The 22,821-nt window shown below is 67.0% G+C and carries 16 protein-coding genes; 10 read left to right on the top strand and 6 right to left on the bottom strand.

Annotated elements, in window-relative coordinates; translation table 11 throughout:
* Window positions 1–94: 94 nt before the first annotated feature.
* From ACTHNZ_RS12185 to aroG, 4 genes are all read left to right on the top strand, one after another.
* Window positions 95–4,342 carry a YhdP family phospholipid transporter gene (locus tag ACTHNZ_RS12185; protein WP_440542739.1) on the top strand — a complete coding sequence of 1,416 codons (4,248 nt, stop codon included), beginning with the start codon at window positions 95–97 and terminating at the stop codon, window positions 4,340–4,342.
* A 55-nt stretch (window positions 4,343–4,397) separates the two neighbouring features.
* Window positions 4,398–5,234 (top strand): carbon-nitrogen hydrolase family protein, encoded by an 837-nt coding sequence (locus ACTHNZ_RS12180; protein ID WP_440542738.1) that lies wholly within the window; start codon window positions 4,398–4,400, stop codon window positions 5,232–5,234.
* A 37-nt stretch (window positions 5,235–5,271) separates the two neighbouring features.
* The gene (gene tldD / locus ACTHNZ_RS12175) at window positions 5,272–6,738 is read left to right on the top strand and encodes a metalloprotease TldD (protein WP_440542737.1); all 1,467 of its coding nucleotides are present in this window, start codon (window positions 5,272–5,274) and stop codon (window positions 6,736–6,738) included.
* 330 nt (window positions 6,739–7,068) lie between these two features.
* Window positions 7,069–8,142 (top strand): 3-deoxy-7-phosphoheptulonate synthase AroG, encoded by a 1,074-nt coding sequence (aroG, locus tag ACTHNZ_RS12170; protein WP_440542736.1) that lies wholly within the window; start codon window positions 7,069–7,071, stop codon window positions 8,140–8,142.
* 167 nt (window positions 8,143–8,309) lie between these two features.
* On the opposite strand, the gene hmpA is transcribed toward aroG, so the two are convergent.
* Together hmpA and ACTHNZ_RS12160 are read right to left on the bottom strand one after the other, a co-directional pair.
* The gene (gene hmpA, locus ACTHNZ_RS12165; protein WP_440542735.1) at window positions 8,310–9,518 is read right to left on the bottom strand and encodes an NO-inducible flavohemoprotein; all 1,209 of its coding nucleotides are present in this window, start codon (window positions 9,516–9,518) and stop codon (window positions 8,310–8,312) included.
* A gap of 169 nt (window positions 9,519–9,687) precedes the next feature.
* Complete coding sequence (locus tag ACTHNZ_RS12160; RefSeq protein WP_440542734.1) at window positions 9,688–10,242, bottom strand: cob(I)yrinic acid a,c-diamide adenosyltransferase; 555 nt, start codon at window positions 10,240–10,242, stop codon at window positions 9,688–9,690.
* A 303-nt stretch (window positions 10,243–10,545) separates the two neighbouring features.
* Here ACTHNZ_RS12160 and ACTHNZ_RS12155 point away from each other — a divergent pair, with 303 nt between their 5' ends.
* The 6 genes from ACTHNZ_RS12155 (at window position 10,546) to proC (ending at window position 17,730) form a co-directional block, all read left to right on the top strand.
* Window positions 10,546–11,967: an FAD-binding oxidoreductase gene (locus tag ACTHNZ_RS12155; protein ID WP_440542733.1), complete on the top strand. Its 1,422-nt coding sequence runs from the start codon at window positions 10,546–10,548 to the stop codon at window positions 11,965–11,967.
* A gap of 21 nt (window positions 11,968–11,988) precedes the next feature.
* Window positions 11,989–13,482, top strand: a complete 1,494-nt coding sequence (locus tag ACTHNZ_RS12150) for an FAD-linked oxidase C-terminal domain-containing protein (protein ID WP_440542732.1) — start codon at window positions 11,989–11,991, stop codon at window positions 13,480–13,482.
* 164 nt (window positions 13,483–13,646) lie between these two features.
* Window positions 13,647–14,735, top strand: a complete 1,089-nt coding sequence (gene glcE, locus ACTHNZ_RS12145) for a glycolate oxidase subunit GlcE (protein WP_440542751.1) — start codon at window positions 13,647–13,649, stop codon at window positions 14,733–14,735.
* An 81-nt stretch (window positions 14,736–14,816) separates the two neighbouring features.
* The gene (gene glcF, locus ACTHNZ_RS12140) at window positions 14,817–16,088 is read left to right on the top strand and encodes a glycolate oxidase subunit GlcF (protein ID WP_440542731.1); all 1,272 of its coding nucleotides are present in this window, start codon (window positions 14,817–14,819) and stop codon (window positions 16,086–16,088) included.
* A gap of 35 nt (window positions 16,089–16,123) precedes the next feature.
* Window positions 16,124–16,834, top strand: a complete 711-nt coding sequence (locus ACTHNZ_RS12135; RefSeq protein ID WP_440542730.1) for a YggS family pyridoxal phosphate-dependent enzyme — start codon at window positions 16,124–16,126, stop codon at window positions 16,832–16,834.
* 83 nt (window positions 16,835–16,917) lie between these two features.
* Window positions 16,918–17,730 carry a pyrroline-5-carboxylate reductase gene (gene proC, locus ACTHNZ_RS12130; RefSeq protein ID WP_440542729.1) on the top strand — a complete coding sequence of 271 codons (813 nt, stop codon included), beginning with the start codon at window positions 16,918–16,920 and terminating at the stop codon, window positions 17,728–17,730.
* Between the two features lie 102 nt (window positions 17,731–17,832).
* Here proC and ubiA read toward each other — a convergent pair whose 3' ends face one another.
* From ubiA to recG, 4 genes are all read right to left on the bottom strand, one after another.
* Window positions 17,833–18,696 carry a 4-hydroxybenzoate octaprenyltransferase gene (gene ubiA, locus ACTHNZ_RS12125; RefSeq protein ID WP_440542750.1) on the bottom strand — a complete coding sequence of 288 codons (864 nt, stop codon included), beginning with the start codon at window positions 18,694–18,696 and terminating at the stop codon, window positions 17,833–17,835.
* Window positions 18,697–18,891: 195 nt separating this feature from the next.
* Window positions 18,892–19,380 (bottom strand): Dps family protein, encoded by a 489-nt coding sequence (locus tag ACTHNZ_RS12120; protein ID WP_440542728.1) that lies wholly within the window; start codon window positions 19,378–19,380, stop codon window positions 18,892–18,894.
* Between the two features lie 35 nt (window positions 19,381–19,415).
* Window positions 19,416–20,375 carry a LysR substrate-binding domain-containing protein gene (locus ACTHNZ_RS12115; protein WP_440542727.1) on the bottom strand — a complete coding sequence of 320 codons (960 nt, stop codon included), beginning with the start codon at window positions 20,373–20,375 and terminating at the stop codon, window positions 19,416–19,418.
* Between the two features lie 133 nt (window positions 20,376–20,508).
* Window positions 20,509–22,803, bottom strand: a complete 2,295-nt coding sequence (gene recG, locus ACTHNZ_RS12110) for an ATP-dependent DNA helicase RecG (protein WP_440542726.1) — start codon at window positions 22,801–22,803, stop codon at window positions 20,509–20,511.
* Between the last annotated feature and the right edge of the window lie 18 nt (window positions 22,804–22,821).

Genomic DNA, 22,821 nt, shown 5'->3' with positions numbered 1-22,821 from the left:
TCTCGCGCGCGGGAGCGTTCGGCCGCCGTGATACCGCTGTGATACATTTCGTCGTCCGAGACGCCAAACTACCACATCCCCGATTCGCCGCAGTATGTCCGACAGCAAGGAATCCGCCGAAACCGCCGTTGCCGGACACGCGCGTCACGACCATCGGCGGCTGCGCCGCATTCTGAAATTCGCGCTCGCCGTCGCGTTCTTCGTCTACCTGGCGGCTGCCGCCCTGTTCATCGGGTTTCGCTACGTCCTGCTGCCCCGAATCGACGATTTTCGTCCGCGCATCGAGGCGCTCGCCGCACAGCGGCTGCATGCGGACGTCCGAATCGGCAAGCTGGCGCCCTACTGGTCCGGCCTCGAGCCCGGGGTGGACGTGACGGGGCTCGTCATCCGCGACGAGCAAGGCAACCCTGTGCTGTCGGTCCCGCATGCCACGGCCAACTTGTCGTGGGGCTCCCTGCTGCGCGGCAAGCCGGCCCTCTCGAGCCTCGTCATCGAGCAACCCGACGTGGTCGCCGCCCGCAAGCGCGACGGCTCGCTGTGGATCGGCGGCGTGCAAGTGCCCACGACCCATACGGGCAACGACACGTTCTCGAGCTGGCTTCTTTCGCAGCAGGCGATCGTCCTGCGCGGCGGCACGCTGCACTGGCGCGATGGCTTGCGCAACGCGCCCGAACTCGCGCTGCACGACGTGCGCCTCGCCATCTTGAACGACGGCCTCGTCCACCGCGTCGCACTGCAGGCCCCAGCCGACGGCACGCTGCTGAAGGGTCCACTCGATTTCCGCGCGCGTTTTCGCCATACCCCGCTGATGTCCGTCGGCAAGCCGCAGAATTGGACCGGCAACGCGTACCTATCGACGGGCCTCGTCGAGTTGCCGATGCTCGCGCGCTACGTCAAGCTGCCTCTCGCCACCTACGCGGGCCGCGTCGAGAACGCGATCTGGGCGCATTTCACCGGCGGACACATCCGCTCGGCGCACGGCACGCTCGATGGCGCGGACATCGCGCTGCGCGTACGTCCGACGCAGCCGCAGCTCGACATGCCCGTCGCCCGCTTCGGCTGGACCCTCGACATCGACCCGCAGCGCGACTACCGCTTGCAGCTCACGAATCTGCGCGCCGAGCTCGGCCAGCCGCCGCTCGCTGACGGCACCCCCGTTTCGCGCACGCTGACGCTTTCGACGCTCACGGGCCGCTACCGCGTGCCAACCGTCGAACACGGGCAATTGATGAGCGTGACAGGCGATCGCGTCGATCTGGGCATCCTCGCCGAATTCACGCGTGCGCTGCCCGTGCCGCGCCGCTTCCTCGACGAACTCGTGCGCTTCGACCCGCGCGGCATGGTCACGAACTACACGATCGCCATCGAGCGCGCCCGTCCGACGTCCGCCCTCGCCGCGAGCGAGGAGCGCGTCGGCGGCACGGCACCGATCGTGCGCTACCGCTTCAAGGCCGATCTGGAAGGCATCAGCTTGGCCGCGCAGGAACCGCCGCCCGGCCTGTCCGCGGCCGGCCATCCGCGGGCCGGTTTGCCGGGGTTCGAGAATCTCTGGGGCAGCATCGATGCCGACGAGCGCCACGGCTCGCTCGCGCTCGACACCGTCAACGCGGCCGTCACGATCCCCGGCGAATTCGACGATCCGCGGCTCACTTTCGACCGCCTGCGCATGCGCGGAAGTTGGACGGTCAGCGCGACGCGCGCGCCGGGCGATGCGCACAAGGCGTTCTCGGTCTCCGTGCCCGAGCTCAGCCTCGCCAATGCCGACACGGCCGGCTCGCTCGCGGCGACCTATACGAATCCGGGCCACGGGCGCGGCGCGCTCGACCTCGAAGCGAAGATCGCACGTGTCAAGGTGCCGTCGATCCCGCGCTATCTGCCGACGAGCATCGGCGAGCATCTGCGCCACTATTTGGGCCATGGCCTGCAGGACGGCATCGCGCGCGACGCGACGATCGAGGTGCACGGCGGCCTCGATAAATTCCCCTACTCGCGCGAGCCCAATGCCGGCATTTTCCGCATCGTCGCACCGTTCACGGGCGGCAAGTACGATCCTTCGCCGTACCCGCCGCGGACGCTGAAGAACGGCACGCCGGACGTCTGGCCGGCACTCGAGGGCATCGACGGCGTCTTCACGCTGAAGGAAAACGTGCTGCGCTTCGACATCGCGCGCGCTCACTACAAACGCGTCGCGCTGGCCCATGTCGCGGGACGCATCGACGACCTCGGCAACCACGGCTCGCCGCTCGTCGTCGACGGCGAAGCGCGGGGCCCGCTCGCCGATCTGCTCGATTACGTCAACCGAAGCGCCATCGCCGGCGCGACGGGGCATGCGGGCGACGCACTGCGCGCGAGCGGCCCCGCCGGACTCGCGCTGACGCTGACGGTGCCGCGCACGCACGAGCCGCAAGTCGGCGTCGCAGGCACGGTCTCGCTCGAAGGCAACACGTTGTCCGCGCCGCAGTTGCCGCCGCTCGAAGCGCTCGCAGGCCAGGTGCATTTCACGAAAAGCTCGCTGTCCCTCGAGCGCGTCGCGGGGCGCTGGCTCGGCGGCGACGTGCGTGCCGAGGGCGCGCTGCAGGAAAACGGCAGCTACGCGTTCGGCGTCAGCGGGCGCGTCGCGGCCGACAGCGCGCGCCGGCTCGATCTCGAGGGGCCGGCCGCCAAAGTGCTCGGCCACCTATCCGGCGACGCACCGTATTCGGTCCGCGTGCGCGGCAAGAAGGGGGGGTGGCCGACGATCTCGGCGACCTCGGATCTGACCGGTCTCGCCCTCGATCTGCCCGCGCCGCTCGGCAAACCGCTCGGCACCCCCATGCCGTTTTCGCTCGAGCTGCGGCCGCTCGCATCGAGCGAACGGTCGGGCGCGGCCGAGAACGAAGGCACGCGGGCGCGCGCCGACGTGCGGCTCGGCCCGCTGCAAGCCGCCTATGTCGTCGAGCGCGGCAGCAGCCCTGCGGATGACGGCGCCTTGTCCGTCGTGCGCGGGGCGATCGGCTTGAACGAACCCGCGCAGCTTCCGCAGCAAGGCGTCACCGCGAGCGTGAGCGCGGACGCGTTCGACGCCGATGCTTGGCGCGCGCTCGCCGGCGAGCTGCGCCAGCCGCCACAGCCGCCACAGCAGACGCAACGCGGGGCAGGCGCGCCGGGGCAGTCGCGGCCGGACTCGAATCCGCCCTCGCAGGCCATGCAGTTTTTGCCGAGCCGTATTGCCGCACGGTTCCGAACGCTGACGCTCATGAATCGCCAGTGGTCGAACGTCGTTCTCGACGTGACTCACGAGGCACCGAACTGGCACGCCGACGTCGGCTCGGACGAAGTAGCGGGCAACCTGTCCTGGCAGCCCGGCACGGCGGCAACGCCCGGCGGTCAGTTGCGCGCACGGCTGACGAAGGCGTCGATTCCGGTGGCCGTCGGCCACGATCTGCTCGGGCAGCTCACGCCGAACGAGAACGCGCCGATGCCAGCCATCGATCTCGTCATCGACGATTTGACGATGCGCGGGCACGACGTCGGCCGCCTCGCCGTCAATGCCCGCAATTTCGAGGAAGACGGCGTGCCGGTCTGGCAGGTCGACAAGCTCGAGGTCACGAATCCGGCCGCGCACCTCGTCGCGACAGCCAATTGGCGGACTTCGCGCCGTCTGGGCAGCGCGGCCGACGCCGGTACGCCGCGCCGCACTATCGTCGATTTCACGCTCGACGTCACCGATGCGGGCGCCCTGCTCGATCGCTTCGGCCTGCCGCGTACCGTGAAGGGCGGATCGGGCTCGCTCGCGGGCAAGGCCGTCTGGCTCGGCGGCCCAACCGCCATCGACTATCCGACGCTCGACGGCCATCTGACGATGGATCTGCATCACGGCCAAATCCTGAAAGTCGATCCGGCCGTCGCCAAACTGCTCGGCGTGCTGAGCCTGCAGAGCATCACGCGCGTGCTCGCGCTGAACTTTCGAGACGTCATCGGCGGCGAAGGGCTGCCGTTCAAGAGCGTGACGGGCACCGCGCGCGTGCGTAGCGGCATTGCCCGCACCGACGATTTCAGGGTCGTGACGGCGCCGATGCGGGCCGACTTGTCGGGCAGCGTCGACCTCGCGCACGAGACGCAGGATCTCCACGTGGTGCTCACGCCGACGCTCTCCGCGGGCTCGGCCGTGATCGCTGCCACGGTCGTCAATCCGCTGCTCGGCCTCGGCGCCCTCGTCGCGAACGTGGCCCTCTCGCAATCGATCTCGCGCGCCTTCGCGCACGACTACGCGGTGACGGGATCGTGGGCGCATCCGCTCGTCGAGCGGGTCGCGTCCGATCGGGGTAAGATGGCTGCTCCAGCCGAGGCAACCGACAAGTAGCCCGGGCTGGGCCCAGCGCCCGGCTAGGCACTCGGCAGCATCCGACACCGAATTCATGAGCGATCGACCTGCCCACACGACGCCGTTTCGCGTCGCCGCGCTTCAGATGGTCAGCACGCCCGAGCGCGAACGCAACCTCGCTGAGGCCGAGCGGCTCATCGGCGAAGCCGCGGCCGACGGCGCGCAACTCGTCCTGCTACCCGAGTATTTTTGCTTCATGGGCTACAAGGACGCGGATAAGCTCACCGTTCGCGAAGCCTATGGCGACGGCCCGATTCAGCGGTTTCTGGCCGATAGCGCGCGCCGTTACGGGGTCTGGGTAATCGGCGGCACGTTGCCTTTGGCCGTGACCGATCCCGCGGATGGGGCGCGCGTGCTCAACACGACGCTCGTGTTCGACCCGAGCGGCGCCGAGCGAGCGCGCTACGACAAAATCCACCTGTTCAATTTCGAAAAGGGTGCCGAATCGTTCGACGAGGCGCGCACGATCCGTCCGGGCAGCGAGGTCCGCACGTTCGATGCGCCGTTCGGCCGCGTGGGCCTGTCCGTCTGCTACGATTTGCGCTTCCCGGAGCTGTACCGGCGCATGGGCGATTGCGCGTTGATCGTCGTGCCGTCGGCGTTCACGTACACGACGGGCCGCGCGCATTGGGAGATGCTGCTGCGTGCCCGCGCCGTCGAAAATCAATGCTACGTGCTGGCCGCGGCGCAAGGCGGCTCGCACGAAAACGGCCGCCGCACGTGGGGCCACAGTATGCTGATCGACCCGTGGGGCGAGATCGTGGCCGTGCTGGACGAGGGCCCCGGCGTCGTCGCCGGCGACATCGACCGCGCGCGCATCGACGAAGTGCGGCGCAGCCTGCCGGCGTGGCGCCACCGCGTGCTTGCGTAATGTCCGTTTAACCCTTTTGCATCGAAGAACCGACCGCATGAATCTGATCGAACCTGGCATCCGCAATCTCGCGACCGCGAAAGACGTCCTGCTCACGCCCTACGGGCTCGACGAAGCGCGCTTGACCCGCACGCTCGCCGACATCTTCACGCATCGCGTCGACTACGCGGATCTGTACTTTCAAGCGACGCGCAGCGAAGCGTGGAGCCTCGAGGAAGGCATCGTGAAGTCGGGCAGCTTCAGCATCGACAAGGGTGTCGGCGTCCGTGCGGGCGCCGGCGACCGCACGGCCTTCGCCTATTCCGACGACCTCTCCGTCGAAGCGCTGACGCAAGCCGCGCAAGCCACGCGCTCGATCGCGAAGGCGGGCGGCGGCAAGCAAAAGATCAAGGTGGCCAGCGCACTGAAAGGCGTGGCGGGACGCGATCTCTATCTGGCCGCCGATCCGCTGGCCTCGCTCGACGCCACGGAAAAGGTCAAGCTGCTCGAGCGCATCGAGCAGATGGCGCGCAGCCGCGACACGCGCATCACCCAGGTCATGGCCGGGCTCGCGGGCGAATACGACGTCGTGCTCGTTGCCCGCAGCGACGGCGTACTCGCGGCGGACGTTCGCCCGCTCGTGCGCGTCTCGGTCACGGTCATCGCCGAGCAAGGCGGCCGGCGCGAGATCGGCAGCGGCGGCGGCGGCGGACGTTTCGATTACGGCTACTTCACCGACGACATCTTGGCCCGCTACGTGGACGATGCCGTCAAGGCGGCGCTCGTCAACCTCGAAGCGCGGCCCGCGCCCGCTGGTGCAATGACGGTCGTGCTCGGCCCGGGCTGGCCCGGCGTGCTGCTGCACGAAGCGATCGGGCATGGGCTCGAAGGCGACTTCAACCGCAAGGGATCATCGGCGTTCGCGGGCCGCATGGGCGAGCGCGTCGCGGCCAAGGGCGTGACCGTGGTGGACGACGGCACGCTGCCGAACCGACGCGGTTCGCTGAACATCGACGACGAAGGCAACCCGACCCAATGCACGACGCTGATCGAGGACGGCGTGCTCAAGGGCTACATTCAGGACACGCTGAACGCGCGGCTGATGAAGATGCCCGTCACGGGCAACGCACGACGCGAGTCGTACGCGGCCCTGCCGATGCCGCGCATGACGAACACCTACATGCTCGCCGGCGACAAGGCCCCGCAGGAAATCATCGAATCGGTCAAGCACGGCCTTTACGCCGTCAACTTCGGCGGCGGCCAAGTCGACATCACGAACGGCAAGTTCGTGTTCTCGGCGTCCGAGGCCTACATGATCGAGAACGGCAAGGTGACCTACCCGGTCAAGGGCGCCACGCTGATCGGCAGCGGCCCCGAGTCGCTGAAGTACGTCAGCATGATCGGCAACGACATGGCGCTCGATACGGGTGTGGGCGTATGCGGCAAGGAAGGCCAGAGCGTGCCGGTCGGCGTCGGCCAGCCGACGCTGCGCATCGATAATTTGACCGTTGGCGGAACGGTCTGATCGGCGAGTTGATGCAGTTTTTCTGCACGGATCATCGGTTCGGCGCGGATTGTCCGCATTGTAAAGGCGCCTCGCTTGCGGGCCGCGCTTAACCGGCGTATAAAGTGGAACGCACTTTTTTGACGAGCCTCACCCCGATCATGTCGACGAAGTTTTACTTTTACTTCTTTTGGCATCTCAGTCCGCTGGCGGATCGAGAGGGGTGTTAGCGCGCAAGCGAACCCGAATTCCCGAAAAACCGCCGGCTAGCCTGGCGGTTTTTTTTCGCCTCGGCCACCGCAAGTCGATCGTTCGCCGGCGAGACCCGTACCCGATGAGGAGAAGCGCAACATGCCCCCGCACAATACCGATGACGTCCGTATCCGCGAGTTGAAGGAACTCACGCCGCCCGCGCACTTGATTCGCGAATTCGCCTGCAGCGAAGCAGCGTCCGATCTGATCTTCCGCACGCGCAGCGCGCTGCATCGGATTCTGCACGGCATGGACGATCGCCTCATCGTCATCATCGGCCCCTGCTCGATTCACGACCCGAAGGCTGCGCTCGAATATGCGGGCCGGCTCCTCGAACAACGCAAGCGCTTCGCCGGCGAGCTCGAGATCGTCATGCGCGTCTATTTCGAAAAGCCGCGGACGACCGTGGGCTGGAAGGGACTCATCAACGATCCGTATCTCGACAACAGCTTCAAGATCAACGATGGCCTGCGCGCCGCACGCGAGCTGCTCGTCGGCATCAATGAGCTCGGCCTGCCGGCCGGCACCGAATACCTCGACATGATCAGCCCGCAGTACATCGCGGATCTCGTCTCGTGGGGCGCGATCGGCGCGCGCACGACCGAATCGCAGGTGCACCGTGAGCTGGCCTCGGGGCTGTCGTGCCCCGTGGGCTTCAAGAACGGCACCGACGGCAACGTCAAGATCGCCGTCGATGCGATCAAGGCCGCCTCGCAACCGCACCACTTCCTCTCGGTCACGAAGGGCGGCCACTCGGCCATCGTCTCGACGGCCGGCAACGAGGATTGCCACGTCATCCTGCGCGGCGGCAAGACGCCGAACTACGATGCGGCGAGCGTCGATGCGGCCTGCGCGGACATCGGCCGCGCAGGCCTCGCCGCACGGCTGATGATCGACGCGAGCCACGCGAACAGTTCGAAGAAGCACGAGAACCAGATTCCCGTCTGCGCGGACATCGGCCGTCAAGTGGCCGGCGGCGACGAGCGCATCGTCGGCGTCATGGTCGAATCGCATCTCGTCGCGGGCCGCCAAGACCTGCAACCCGGATGCGCGCTCACATACGGCCAAAGCATCACGGACGCATGCATCGGCTGGGACGAAAGCATTGCCGTTCTCGAAGGGCTGGCCGAGAGCGTCAAGCAGCGGCGCATTGCACGCGGCAGCGGTAATTGAGCGTGTAGGCGATCGGTGCCGGCGGCCGCTGCAAGTCGGCTGCCGCACGGCGGCCTACGCAGCGGCTCCCCGCGTAGCCGCAAGAACGAACGAAAACGGGCCGCCCGGCCTCGGAGCATCGCTTCCGAGGCCGGGCGGCCCGTTGCGGCTTGCGCGCAGGTAGCGGGTTACGCCAACGCGCCCGTTCCGAATACTTCGCTGTGAATACGCGCCGGGGCCACGCCGAGCGCCACGAGTGCGTCGCGCTGCGCTTGCATGAAGGCCATCGGCCCGCACAGGTAGTAGTCGGCATCGGGCAGCACGGCTTGCTCGGCGATACGCGAGAAATCGATGCGGCCTTCGAAATCGTAATCGACGCCTTGCCGGTCGGCCGCGCCCACTTCTTCGTAGAACACCGCACGCGACACGTTGGCGTGCGTCGCCACCGTTTCGGCGAGCCATTCCTTGAACGCGTGCACGTTGCCGTTGCGGCAGGCGTGGACGAACGCGACGCGACGCGCGCTGCCTTCGGCGGCCAACGTCGAGAGCATCGAGACCATCGGCGTGATGCCCACGCCGCCCGACACGAGCACGACCGGCGAAGACTTCGTTCGATCAAGGCGGAAATCGCCCATCGGCGCGGTCACTTCGACGACGACGCCCTCTTCCACGCCATCGTGCAACAGCGTCGAGAGGCGTCCCGCGGGCACTGCCTCGTTCCCGCCTTCGCGCTTGACCGAGATGCGCAGCCATTGGCCGTGCGGCGCGTCCGACATGCTGTACTGCCGCGGCTGATCGACCCCGAGTTCGCCGACGTAGCGCTTCACCGTGACGAACTGGCCCGGCTCGAACGCGGCGACCGACGCACCGTCGGCCGGCGTCAGGTAGAACGAAGTGATTTCATCGCTTTCGATGACTTTGCGCGAGACGATGAAGGGGCGATAGCCGCTCCACGCCGCGCCGTCATAGAGCTTCGCTTCCGCGCCGATCATGATCTGCGCGAGTTGCGCATAGGCCGCGCGCCAGGCCTCGAGCGTCGCCTCGTCGACGGCATCGCCGAGCACTTCGACCACCGAAGCAAGCAGGTTTTCGCCGACGATCGGGTAGTGCTCGGGGCGAATGTTCAAACTCGCGTGCTTGTGAGAAATCCGGCCGACCGCCGAGCCGAGCGCACCCAGATTGTCGATATTGGCGGCGTAGGCATAAACGGCACGTGCGAGGACGTCCGCTTGGCTACCGCTCGTCTGGTGCGTCTGGTTGAAGAGGTTCTTCAACTCGGGACGATTGGCGAACATCCGGCGGTAAAAATGCTTCGTAATCGTCGCACCATGCTGAGCAAACACAGGAGCGGTCGCTTTGACTCGGGAAATTTGGTCGGGCGTGAGAGCGGAGGTCATCGTTTTTGCGTTCCTCGTTAAGATGCATAAAGAATACATGTTAACGGGATGCGCATTCCATACGGCAATTTGTCGCATGGCAACATGACGGAAAAGCGCGAGTTCCCTTCGGTTCAGCGCCTAACGGGGCCGCCTGCATGCTGCGGCTGCGCGAGCGATGCGTCAGCCGCTATTCGACGCGGCGACGCGGCTGCCAGAGGACGTCGTTGCCGCCGCCGGCCCGGTTGAGCACCCGTGCAAGCACGAACAAAAGATCGGACAGACGGTTGACGTATCGCCGGGGCGCATCGGCGAGGACTTGCCCGGCGCCGAGCGTGACGATTGCGCGCTCGGCACGCCGGCAAACGGTGCGACCCACGTGCGCGAGCGCCGCCGCGCGCGTGCCGCCGGGCAGGATGAATTCCTTGAGGGGCGGCAGATCGGCGTTGTAGCGCGTAAGCCAGCCGTCGAGCCGCGCCAGATGTGCATCGCCGATCACGCTGTGCCCCGGGATGCAGATTTCGCCGCCAAGATCGAACAAGTCGTGCTGAATGGCCGTCAGCGCTTCCTGAACGTCCGCCGGCAGCGATTCGGCGAGCAGCAGGCCGATCTGCGAATTCAGTTCGTCGACGTCGCCCATCGCGGCGATGCGCGCGTCGTCCTTGCGCACGCGGCTGCCGTCGCCGAGGCCCGTCGTGCCGTCGTCGCCCGTGCGCGTGGCGATCTTGCTCAATCGATGGCCCATCTTTGCTGCTCCTTTCCTCGTTGGCGGCGCTCGACTGCAGGGTACTGGCCTTGACCTGCCGAGCCGCTCGCGCGTGCCGGGCCGAAACGCGAGCCAGCCCATTATAGGCGGGCCTGCCGCCCTCGCCGCACGGCCCAGGGGTCGGCCTTGCCGCCGATGCTGGCGGCCCGGCGATCGGCGTAGAATGAGGCGACCTATGAACTGAACGTTGCGTGCCGCAGCCGCCGAGCGGTCAACGCGCCCGTTCGATCACACGGACGCGCAGTGCCCGCCGAGGCGATTCGCGCGCCAGGAGACGAATTCGTGAACCATCCCGCGCCCCCGGCCGCCCTGCAACCGCGCCGGCCGTTCCCGGCCGATCTGCTCGGTGCGCTGCAAGCCGAGTTCGGCGAACGCGTATCGACGTCGGAGGCCGTACGTACGCACCATGGCCGCGACGAGTCCCCGTTCGATCCGCAATTGCCCGATGCCGTCGTCTTCGCGCAAAGCACCGAAGAAGTCCGTACGGCCGTCGAGTTGTGCGCCCGCTACGACGTGCCGATCATTCCCTATGGCACCGGTTCGTCGCTCGAGGGCCAACTGCTCGCGGTCGAAGGCGGCGTCAGCATCGATTTGTCGGGCATGGACCGCATCGTTTCGATCGCGGCCGAGGACATGACGGCCACGGTGCAGGCCGGCGTGTCGCGCAAGACCTTGAACGAAGCGCTGCGCGACACGGGGCTCTTTTTCCCGATCGACCCGGGCGCCGATGCCAGCCTCGGCGGCATGTCGGCCACGAGAGCCTCCGGCACGAACGCCGTGCGCTACGGCACGATGCGCGAGAACGTGCTCGGCCTCACCGTCGTGCTGGCCGACGGCCGCATCATCAAAACTGGCACGCGGGCGCGCAAATCGTCGGCCGGTTACGATCTGACGCGGCTCTTCGTCGGTTCCGAAGGCACGCTCGGCGTCATCACCGAGGTCACGGTGCGGCTCTATCCGCAGCCCGAGGCCGTTTCGGCGGCCGTCTGCGCCTTTCCGTCGATGGGCGAAGCCGTGCGCACCGTCATCGAAACGATTCAGCTCGGCGTGCCGATCGCGCGCGTCGAATTCGTCGACAAGCTGGCCATTCGAGCGATCAACCGGCATTCGAATCTCACGCTGACCGAATCGCCGACGCTGTTCTTCGAATTCCACGGGACCGAGGCGAGCGTCAAGGAACAGGCCGAGCGTGTCGAAAGCCTCGCCGCGGAACACGGTGGCAGCGGCTTTGCCTGGGCCACGCGGCCCGAGGAGCGCAGCCGCCTCTGGAACGCGCGCCACACGGCGTATTTCGCGATGCTGCAACTGAAGCCCGGATGCCGCGCGGTGACGACCGACGTCTGCGTCCCGATCTCGAGGCTGGCCGATTGCGTCGTCGAAACCGAGCAGGACCTCGCCGGCACGCCGCTGCCGTGCCCGATCGTCGGCCATGTAGGCGACGGCAATTTTCACGTGGCGATGCTGATCGACCCCGGCAAGCCGGAGGAGCTCGCCGAGGCCGAGCGGCTGAACCGGCGCGTCGTTGCGCGTGCGCTTGCGATGGGCGGCACCTGCACGGGCGAACATGGCATCGGCCTGCATAAGATGGACTTCCTGCTCGAGGAGCACGGCCTTGCGGCCGTCGATGCGATGCGCGCGATCAAGCATGCATTCGATCCGCGCAATCTCATGAACCCGGGCAAGATTTTTTCATATACGGCCTGAAGCGGCCGACGGGGGGAACCTATGGAAGCCGTTGCCTTGCCGGCAGCCGAAATGCGGGCCGAGCGCCAGCGCGAAGTCGTGCAAGCGCTGATGGCCACGCTGCCCGCGCACTGCCTGCTCTATCGCGACGAGGACACCGCGCCGTATGAATGCGATGGCCTGAGCGTCTATCGCCAATTGCCGCTTGCCGTCGCGCTGCCGGAAACCGAGGCGCAGGTGCAGCGCGTCCTGCAGATCTGCCGGCGGCTCGGCGCGCCCGTCGTGCCGCGCGGGGCAGGCACGGGCCTATCGGGCGGCGCCACGCCGATCGCTCACGGCGTCGTGCTGTCGCTCTCGCGCTTCACGAAAATCATCGAGGTCGATCCGTACGCGCGCACGGCCACGGTGCAGCCCGGGGTGCGCAACCTCGCCGTGTCCGAGGCCGCCGCGCCGTACGGCCTTTATTACGCCCCCGATCCCTCCTCGCAGATCGCCTGCACGATCGGCGGCAACGTCAGCGAGAACTCGGGCGGCGTCCATTGCCTGAAATACGGACTGACCGTCCATAACGTGCTGCGCGTGCGCGCCGTGACGATGGACGGCGAAATCATCGAGCTCGGTTCGCTCGCACCCGATGCGCCGGGGCTCGACCTGCTCGCCGTCATGATCGGCAGCGAAGGGATGTTCGCCGTCGTGACGGAAGTGACGGTCAAGCTCATTCCCAAGCCGCAAACGGCGCAAGTCGTCATGGCGAGCTTCGACGACGTCGTCAAGGGCGGCGAGGCCGTTGCGGCGATCATCGCGGCGGGCATCATCCCGGCCGGCCTCGAAATGATGGACAAGCCCGCGACGCGTGCCGTGGAAGGGTTCGTCGGCGCCGGATACGACCTCGATGCCGCCGCGATCCTGCTGTGCGAATCGGACGGCACGCCCGAGGAAGTGGCCGACGAAGTCGTCCGGATGACGGCCGTGCTGCGCGAGCATGGCGCGACTCGCTTGCAGATCTCGCGCACGGAGGCCGAACGGCTGCGCTTCTGGTCGGGCCGCAAGAACGCGTTTCCGGCGGCGGGCCGCATCTCGCCCGATTACTACTGCATGGACGGCACCGTCCCCCGCCGCAGCATCGGACCGCTGCTCGCCCGCATCGAGGCCATGGAGGACAAATACGGGCTGCGCTGCATCAACGTCTTCCATGCGGGCGACGGCAACATGCATCCGCTGATCCTATTCAACGGCAACGATTCCGACGAGTTGCGCCGTGCCGAGGCATACGGCGCGGAGATCCTCGAAACCTGCGTCGAGTTCGGCGGCACGATCACGGGGGAGCATGGTGTCGGCCTCGAGAAGATCAACTCGATGTGCGTACAGTTTTCCGCGGCGGAACGCGACGCCTTCTTCGCCGTCAAGCGCGCGTTCGATCCGGCCACGCTGCTGAACCCGACGAAAGGCATCCCTACCCGCGCGCGCTGCGCAGAATACGGCAAGATGCACGTGCGCGGCGGCTTGCTGCCCCACCCGGAGCTGCCGCGGTTTTGAGGCGTCGACGCGGCACTATCCCACGGCGCTGCCGGGGCACGCGGAATTACCCCTAGGCGAGGCCGCCGCGGCTTGTCTCGCGGCGCTCGGCCGGTACAATCTGGAACGAATGCAACCACGGCATGACTTGCCACCGGATGAACGACACGACGAAGCGGGAAGCCATGCAGGAAGAGGAGCTCGTGGCCTACTGGTCCGACCGGATCAGGCAGGCCACGGCCGACGCGCGCCCGCTGCGTTTGCGCGGCGCCGGCACGAAGGACTGGTACGGCCAGCAGTTGCAAGGCGAAATCCTCGATACGCGCGCGTACCGCGGCATCCTCTCGTACGATCCCGCGGAGCTCGTCATCACCGCGCGCTGCGGCACGCCGCTCGCGGAAATCGAAGCCGCGCTCGCCGAGCGCGATCAGATGCTGCCGTTCGAACCGCCCCACTTCGGCCGCGCCTCGACGCTCGGCGGCTGCATCGCGGCCGGCATTTCGGGGCCGCGCCGGGCGCAAGCGGGCGCGGCGCGCGACTTCATCCTCGGCGTCACGCTGATGAACGGCGCGGGCGAGGTCCTGCGCTTCGGCGGCCAGGTCGTCAAGAACGTCGCCGGCTACGACGTCGCTCGGCTCATGGCCGGCTCGCTGGGCACACTGGGCCTGATGCTCGATCTGTCGATCAAGGTGCTGCCCCGGCCGCCCGTCGAGGCAACGCTGAAGTTCGACATGAACGGGACCGACGCGGTGCGCAAGCTCAACGAATGGGGCGGACGCCCGTTGCCGATCACGGCCAGCGCCTGGCGCAACGGCACGCTCGCCGTTCGCCTGTCGGGGGCGGAAACCGCCGTGAAGACGGCCCGCAATACGATCGGCGGCGAAGTCGTCGATGCCGTGGAGGCCGAGCGGTTCTGGGAAGGGCTGCGCGAACAGACGGACCCGTTCTTCGCTTCGATTCCGCCCGACGCGGCGCTATGGCGCCTCGCGTTGCCCTCGATCACCGAGCCGCTGCAACTGCCGGGCGCTCAACTGATGGAATGGGGCGGCGCGCAGCGGTGGTGGATCACCGATACCGATGCACAGACGGTGCGCATCAGCGCGAAGCAAGCAGGCGGGCACGCGACGATCTTTCGCGCGGGCCGGAATTTCGACCGCAGCGTGGGCGTTTTCACGCTGCTGCCGATGCCGCTCATGAAGATCCATCGCGGCTTGAAAGCGGCATTCGATCCGGCGCGCATCTTCAACCGCGCGCGCATGTATCCCGATTTCTGACGCAGGCATCGATGTCACGAACGAACGCACTGCCATTGCAACCAAGAATCACGCGACCGGGCAAGCAATAAAGGCGACGCGATGCAGACCCAACTCGCAGACTTCATCCGCAATACGGCCGATGGCGAAGAGGCCGATGCGATCTTGCGCAAATGCGTGCATTGCGGCTTTTGCACGGCTACCTGCCCCACCTATCAATTGCTCGGAGACGAGTTGGACGGCCCGCGCGGACGCATCTATCTGATCAAGCAGATGCTCGAAGGCGGCAGCGTCACGCGCAGCACGCAAGTGCATCTCGACCGCTGCCTGACGTGCCGCAGTTGCGAGACGACGTGCCCCTCTGGCGTGCAATACGGGCGGCTCGTGGAGATCGGACGCCAGCATGTCGAAGCGACGGTGCCTCGGCCGCTGCGTCAGCAACTGCTGCGCAGAGTGCTGGCAAGCGTGCTGCCGAACATCGCGGTGTTCGCGCCCGCGATGCGCCTCGGCCAACTCGTTCGGCCGTTCCTGCCGCGCCGGCTGCGCGACAAGATCCCGCCGCGCCAACGCCTGCTCGAATGGCCGACGCAACCGGCGCAACCGGCATTGGCCGAAGGAGCGGCCGGCGCCCCCCCCGCCGCGGTGCGCCGCATGTTGCTGCTGGCGGGCTGCGTGCAACCGGCGATGCTGCCGAACATCAACATCGCCACGGCACGCGTGCTGCATGCGCTCGGCATCGAGACGCTGATCGCACCCGAGGCCGGCTGCTGCGGAGCCATTCGCTTGCACCTCGGCTACCGCGACGAAGCGCTCGACGACGTCCGGCGCAACATCGATGCGTGGTGGCCGCACGTCGAGGCGGGCGTCGAAGCCATCGTCATCAACGCCTCGGGCTGCGGTGCGACGGTGAAGGAATACGGCCATCTGTTGCGCAACGATCCCGTCTACGCCGAGAAGGCACAGCGGATCGCCGATCTATCGCGCGACGTCGCTCAAGTGCTGGAGGGCTTCGAAGCGGAGCTGGTCGGCCTCGCGCGCCGGCGCGGCGTGCACACGGTCGCCTATCATCCGCCCTGCACGCTGCAGCATGGGCAGCAGATTCGCGGGGTGGTCGAGCATCTGCTCGGCTCGCTCGGCGTCGAAGTGCGGCTGCCGGCCGACAGCCATTTATGTTGCGGCTCGGCGGGAACGTATTCGGTCACGCAACCGTCGATGTCCTACACGCTGCGCGATCGAAAGGTGAAGAACCTCGAAGCGCTCGAGCCGCAGATGGTCGTCTCGGCCAACGTCGGCTGCATCGCTCACCTGCAAAGCGGCACGTCGATACCGGTCGCCCATTGGGTGGAACTAGTCGAGCATTTGATTTATGGGTAGGCTAGAGCGCTCGGCTTGCCCTCTCACGCACACCCATGTCTCACATCGTCGACAACCTGGCAGCAGTCCACGCCCGCATCGCTGAAGCAGCCCGCAGCGCGGGGCGCGCGCCCGACTCGGTCCGCCTGCTCGCCGTCTCCAAGACCTTCCCCGCCGAAGACGTCCGCGCCGCGTTCGCCGCGGGTCAACGCGCCTTCGGCGAAAACTACGTGCAGGAATCGCTCTCGAAGATCGAAGCGCTGGCGGATCTGCGTAGCGCGCTCGAATGGCATTTCATCGGGCCGCTGCAATCGAACAAGACCCGGCCCGTGGCCGAGCATTTCGATTGGGTTCACTCGGTCGATCGGCTGAAAATTGCACAGCGTCTGTCCGAGCAGCGGCCCGATGGGCTGCCGCCACTGAACGTCTGCCTGCAGATCAACGTGAGCGGCGAAGCCTCGAAAAGCGGTGTCGCCCCAGCCGAGGCGCCGGCCCTCGCCCGCGCGATCGCCGCGCTGCCGAGGCTGCGCCTGCGCGGCCTCATGTCCATCCCCGAACCGGCAGGCGACTTGCAAGCGCAACGCGCACCGCATCGCACGCTGCGGACGCTGTTCGAGACGCTCGTGGCCGAGGGCCTCGATGAGGGCGTCGAACTGGATACGCTGTCGATGGGCATGTCGAGCGATCTCGAAGCGGCCGTGCTGGAAGGCGCGACGATCGTGCGCATCGGCACGGCCATCTTCGGCAAACGCGATTACTCGCATTAACGGAAGCGCAACGGCCGAGCCTCGCTGAACCGCCCGAGGGCAGCGGTCTATAATCAGCCGCTGCTCCCACTCGCACATTCATCATGAAGATCGCATTCATCGGCGGCGGCAACATGGCCGCGGCCTTGATCGGCGGCTTGATCAAGCGCGGCGTCGCACCCGCCGATCTTTTCGCCATCGACGTCAACGAAGACGCCCGCGCTCGCACGCACGCGCAGTTCGGCATCGCCACGGCCGCCGCGGCCGACGAAGCCCTGCGCGGCTATGACGCCGTTGTCCTCGCCGTGAAGCCGCAAGTGCTCAAAGCCGTATCGGCATCGCTCGCGCCGTATTTGTCGACACAGCTCGTCGTCAGCATCGCGGCCGGCATTCGCGGTCGGGACTTGTCGCGCTGGCTAGGCGGCTACACGCGCGTCGTGCGCGCGATGCCGAACACGCCGGCACTGATCGGGCAAGGCGTGACCGGACTCGTCGCACTCGGCGGCGTCGACGAGGCGGGCCGCACGCTTGCGTCAGACGTGCTCGGTGCCGTCGGCACCACGGTTTGGTTCGACGACGAAGCGAAGATCGACGCCGTCACGGCCATCTCGGGCAGCGGCCCGGCCTACATCTTCTATTTCATCGAAGCGATGCAAGAGGCCGCGCGCCGCCTCGGCTTGAGCGACGACGAAGCTCGTGCGCTCGCGCTAGGTACGTTCGCGGGCGCGGCGCAATTGGCCGTGCAATCGGACGAAAGCGCCTCGGTCTTGCGCGAACGCGTGACCTCGAAGGGCGGTACGACGGCGGCCGCGCTCGCGGCGTTCGATGCCCAAGGCATCAAGGAAGCGATCATCAAAGGTGTGCTCGCCGCCGATGCGCGCGCGAAGGAAATGGGCGACGAGCTCGGGAATCAGTGACGTTCGGCGTAAGGGAGGGCAGGAGGGCGCGACCTGGGCCGGCCAGGATGCCACGCGCAGCAGCGCTTCAACTCTGCCGTGCCGCGCGCAGGCGCATGGGCATCAAAGCCCCGCCACCGCGTAATGCGCGGCAATGCCGGCAAAGAGCGCGCCGCCGAGCCAGTTGTTGTGGAGGAATGCCTTGAAGCAAGGCATCCGCTCACGTCCGCGGATCAGCCCGTAGTGATAGAGCGCGCAGCCGAGCGCACCGGCCCAGCCGGCCCAGAACAGCCAGCCGAAGTGCAACGCTGCGCCCAGTACCGCGTATATGCCGAGCGTCGCCGCATAGCAAAGCATCACGGCCGCCACGTCGAAACGGCCGAACGTCAGCGCCGACGTGCGAATCCCGATCTTGACGTCGTCATCGCGATCGACCATCGCGTATTCCGTGTCGTATGCCACCGACCAAAACACGTTTGCCGCGAGCATCACCCAGGCAATCGTCGGTACGTGATCCTGCACGGCCGCGAATGCCATCGGAATGCCGAAACCGAACGCGATGCCGAGATAGGCTTGCGGGATCGCAAAGAAACGCTTCGTGAACGGATAGCTGCCTGCGACGAACAGCGCCACCACGGAGAGTTCCTTCGTCAGCTCATTGAGCGGCAGAATCAGGAGGAACGACACGATCGACAGCCCAGCGGCGATCGCGAGCGCTTCCCACGCGCGGATCTTGCCGGAGGTGATCGGCCGCGATTCGGTGCGCTTCACGTAGCGGTCGAAGTCACGGTCGGCATAGTCGTTGATCGCACAGCCCGCCGAGCGCATGAGAATCGTACCGATCACGAAGATGACGAGCAGCGACGGCGCCGGCCGCCCGTTCGACGCGATCCACAGCGCGTTCAGCGTAGGCCACAGCAGCAGCAGGCTGCCGATCGGCTTGTCCATGCGGATCAAGCGCAAATAAAGCGGAAGACGGGCGAACAAGGGCGCGTACATGGGAGAAGCGGCCGAAAGCAAAGAGAACGGCCGTATTGTAGAGCCGAAACGAGGAAGGCCTCCTCGATGCGGGTGCCCGAGCGGGCTGCCCTCATCGAGGAGGCCTTCGTCATGATCGAGCGCGCCTAACGCGCGGCGATGGCAGCTGCACGATGACCGCGCGATGACCGCACGATGCGCTCGTCAAGCCAGCATCGAGCGCAGCATCCAAGCGGTCTTTTCGTGCGTTTGCAAACGCTGGGTCAGCAGATCAGCCGTCGGCTGATCGTTGGCGGCATCGGCCGCCGTGAAGACGTCGCGCGCCGTCCGCGCAACGGCTTCCTGGCCTTGCACGAGCTGGCGAATCATCTCCTCCGCCGCGGGCACGCCGTCGGCCTCCGGAATCGACGACAGCTTCGCGAAGTCCTTGTAGCTGCCCGGCGCATGCACGCCGAGCGCGCGGATGCGTTCGGCGATCGCATCGACGGCCAGCGCGAGTTCGTTGTACTGGCCTTCGAACATCAGGTGCAGCGTGTTGAACATCGGGCCCGTCACGTTCCAGTGGAAGTTGTGGGTCTTCAAGTAGAGCGTGTAGGTGTCGGCCAGCAGCCGCGACAAACCGTCCGCGATCTTCTTGCGGTCTTTGTCGCTGATGCCGATGTCGATTTGCGTTGCGGTGTTTTTCTTTGCCATGGCGATTCCTTGCAGGGATGAAGCGAAAAAGTCCTTCAGTTCAACACGGCCGGCATATCGAGCTTGCTGACGCCCGGCAGCTCGCATGACGAAATGGCCTCGCTGATCGCGTCGATGGCCGGCATCCGCGTAAAGCTCTTGCGCCAGGCAAGCACGACGCGCCGGTCGGGCACCGGATCCTCGAACGGCACGTAGCTTAGCAGCCCCGCGTCGGGCCCGCCCGCATGAGCCCTGACTTCCGGCACGGACATGCGCGGCAGCACCGTGATGCCGACGCCGCTCGCGACCATATGGCGAATCGTCTCGAGCGACGAGCCTTCGAACGTCTTTTGGATGCCGTCCGCCGTCTGCGAAAAGCGCATGAGCTCGGGGCACACGCCGAGCACGTGATCGCGGAAGCAATGGCCGTTGCCGAGCAGCAGCATCGTTTCCTGCTTCAGATCGTTCGCATCGATCTTCTTGCGCGCCTCCCACGCGTGGCCCGCGGGCAACGCGACGACGAACGGCTCGTCGTAGAGCGGGCGCACCATGAGGCCCGTTTCGGGAAACGGCAACGCCATGATCGCGACGTCGATCTCGCCTTGCTTGAGCAACTCGATCAGCTTGAGCGTGTAATTCTCTTGCAGCATCAAGGGCATCTGCGGCACGCCCTTGATCATCTGCTTCACGAGCGTGGGCAGCAAATACGGGCCGATCGTATAGATGACGCCAAGGCGCAAAGGCCCGACGAGCGGGTCCTTGCCCTGCTTCGCGATTTCCTTGATGGCGAGCGTCTGCTCGAGCACGCGCTGCGCCTGCGTGACGATCTGCTCGCCGATCGGCGTCACGCTGACCTCGCTCGTGCCGCGCTCGAAGATCTGGACGTTCAGTTCGTCCTCCAACTTCTTGATGGCGACCGACAGCGTGGGCTGGCTGACGAAGCACGCCTCGGCGGCGCGGCCGAAATGCCGCTCGCGCGCCACCGCCACGATGTATTTCAGTTCAGTGAGCGTCATTGGGGGACCAATCAGGACGTTAAAGTCGATAGGTTTATCTTATACACCGGCTGCGGCGATTCGCCAACAGGGCAGGACCCTCTCGGCCGGACGGCGCCGTCGGCCATGGCCCCGTTTTTACGCCTTCAAGCCTTCAAGCCTTCAAGAATTGCTCGCGCCCGCCGAGCCAGCGCGCCAGATGTTGCAGGACCACGTCGGGATGCTCGGCGATGAGCCGTGCCGCGGCTTCGCGCGCCGGCTCGATGAGCCAGGCGTCGTTCTCGAGGCTCGCGAAGCGCAGCATCGCCGCACCCGACTGACGCGCGCCGAGGAACTCGCCGGGGCCGCGGATTTCCAGATCGCGCCGGGCGATCTCGAAGCCGTCGGTCGTCTCGCGCATCGTCCTCAAGCGTTCGCGCGCCGTCAGCGAGAGCGGGTTGCCGTAGAGCAGCACGCAGATGGAAGCCGCGCTGCCGCGCCCCACCCGGCCGCGCAGCTGGTGCAGCTGTGCGAGGCCGAAGCGCTCGGCATGCTCGATCACCATCAGCGAGGCGTTCGGCACGTCCACGCCGACCTCGATGACGGTCGTAGCGACGAGCAGTTGAACCTCGTTGCGCGAGAAGGCATCCATGACTGCGGCTTTTTCGGCCGTCGGCAACCGCCCGTGCACGAGGCCGACGCGCAACTCGGGCAACGCTTGCACGAGCGTTTCGTAGGTTTCGATCGCCGTCTGCAATTGCAGCGTCTCGCTTTCTTCGATGAGCGGACAGACCCAATAGACCTGCCGTCCCTTCAACGCGGCATCGCGCACGCGGGCGATCACTTCGTCGCGCCGCGCGTCGGAGATCAGTTTCGTGACGATCGGCGTGCGCCCCGGGGGCAGCTCGTCGATCGTCGAGACGTCCAGATCGGCGTAGTACGTCATGGCGAGCGTGCGCGGGATCGGCGTGGCCGACATCATCAGCTGGTGCGGCTGAAACGCCGCCCCGCCCGCCTCGGTGCGGTCGGCCTTGGCACGCAGCGCGAGCCGCTGCGCGACGCCGAATCGGTGCTGCTCGTCGACGATGACGAGCCCGAGCCGCGCGAACCGCACCGTGTCCTGGATGATCGCGTGCGTGCCGATGACGAGCTGCGCCGCGCCCGAGGCCGCCGCCTCGACGGCCGCGCGTTTTTCCTTCGCCTTCAGGCTGCCCGCGAGCCAGGCCACGGTGACGCCGAGCGGCTCGAGCCAGCCGCGCAGCTTGCGCGCGTGCTGCTCCGCCAATATTTCGGTCGGAGCCATGAGCGCCGCCTGGTAGCCGCAATCGATCGCCTGAGCGGCCGCGAGCGCGGCAACGACCGTTTTGCCGCTGCCGACGTCGCCTTGCAAGAGCCGCTGCATCGGATGCGGCGCGCTCAAATCGGCGGCAATCTCGGCGACGACGCGCGTTTGCGCGCCCGTGAGCCGAAACGGCAACGCGGCCGAAAGCTTGGTCAAGAGCGTGTCGGCACCGCCATGGCGTGGCATGCTGGGCGCCAAGCGGGCGCGCCTTTCCTCGTGTGCGCGCTTGAGCGAAAGCTGCTGCGCGAGCAGTTCGTCGAATTTGATGCGCGTCCAGGCGGGATGCGTGCCGTCGATCAGCGACGTTTCGTCGGCGCCGGCATCGGGGTGGTGAAGCACGCGCACGGCCTGGGCGAGCGGCGGCAGCGAAAGGGGCCTGCAATACTGATCGGCCACGCGCTCGGGCAGGATCTCCGGCAGCGGCGTACGCGCGAGGGCGTTGTCGATCGCCTTGCGCAAATACGCCTGCGAGACCCCGGCCGTGCTCGGGTAGACGGGCGTGAGCGCCTGCGGCAACGGGGTGTCTTCGTCGACGGGGCGCACCGTCGGGTGCACCATCTCGAGCCCGAAGAAGCCGCCGCGGACGTCGCCGCGCACGCGCAGCCGCACGCCGGGCGCCATCTGCTTGACCTGCGAGCCGTAGAAGTTCAGGAATCGCAGCGAGAGCTCGCTGCCTTCGGCGTCGCGCAGCTTGACGACGAGCTGCCGCCGCGGCCGGTAGGCGATCTCGTTGTCGACGACCACCCCTTCCGTCTGCGCCGTCTCGCCGGGCAGCAACTCGCCGATGGGGGTGAGCGTCGTCTCGTCCTCGTAGCGCATCGGCAGATGCAAGACGAGATCGATGTCGCGCGCGAGGCCGAGCTTGGCGAGCTTGTCGGCCGTCTTCGCGGGCTTGGCCGCGGGTTTGCTCGCCGGTTTGGCCGCCGGTTTCCGGGCCGCCTTGGCCGCGGGCTTGGCGCGCTCGTCCACGGCGCCGCCGAGCGGCTCGGCCGGTGCGCCGCCCGCCGCTGGCGTGCCGGCCGAGCTTTGCGCGAGCGCCTCAGGCGCGGCACGGCGCCGCTTCGCGGCAGGCGCGGGCGGCGTCGCCTCGTCGGCGGAATCGGTCGGACGCAATCGGGACAACGGCATGAGTCTGCTGGCAAGTAC

The organism is Trinickia sp. (genome assembly GCF_051953955.1).
GTDB lineage: Bacteria > Pseudomonadota > Gammaproteobacteria > Burkholderiales > Burkholderiaceae > Trinickia.
The sequence above is the reverse complement of the archived record's forward strand: the minus strand, read 5'-3'. Positions and strand labels throughout refer to the sequence as shown.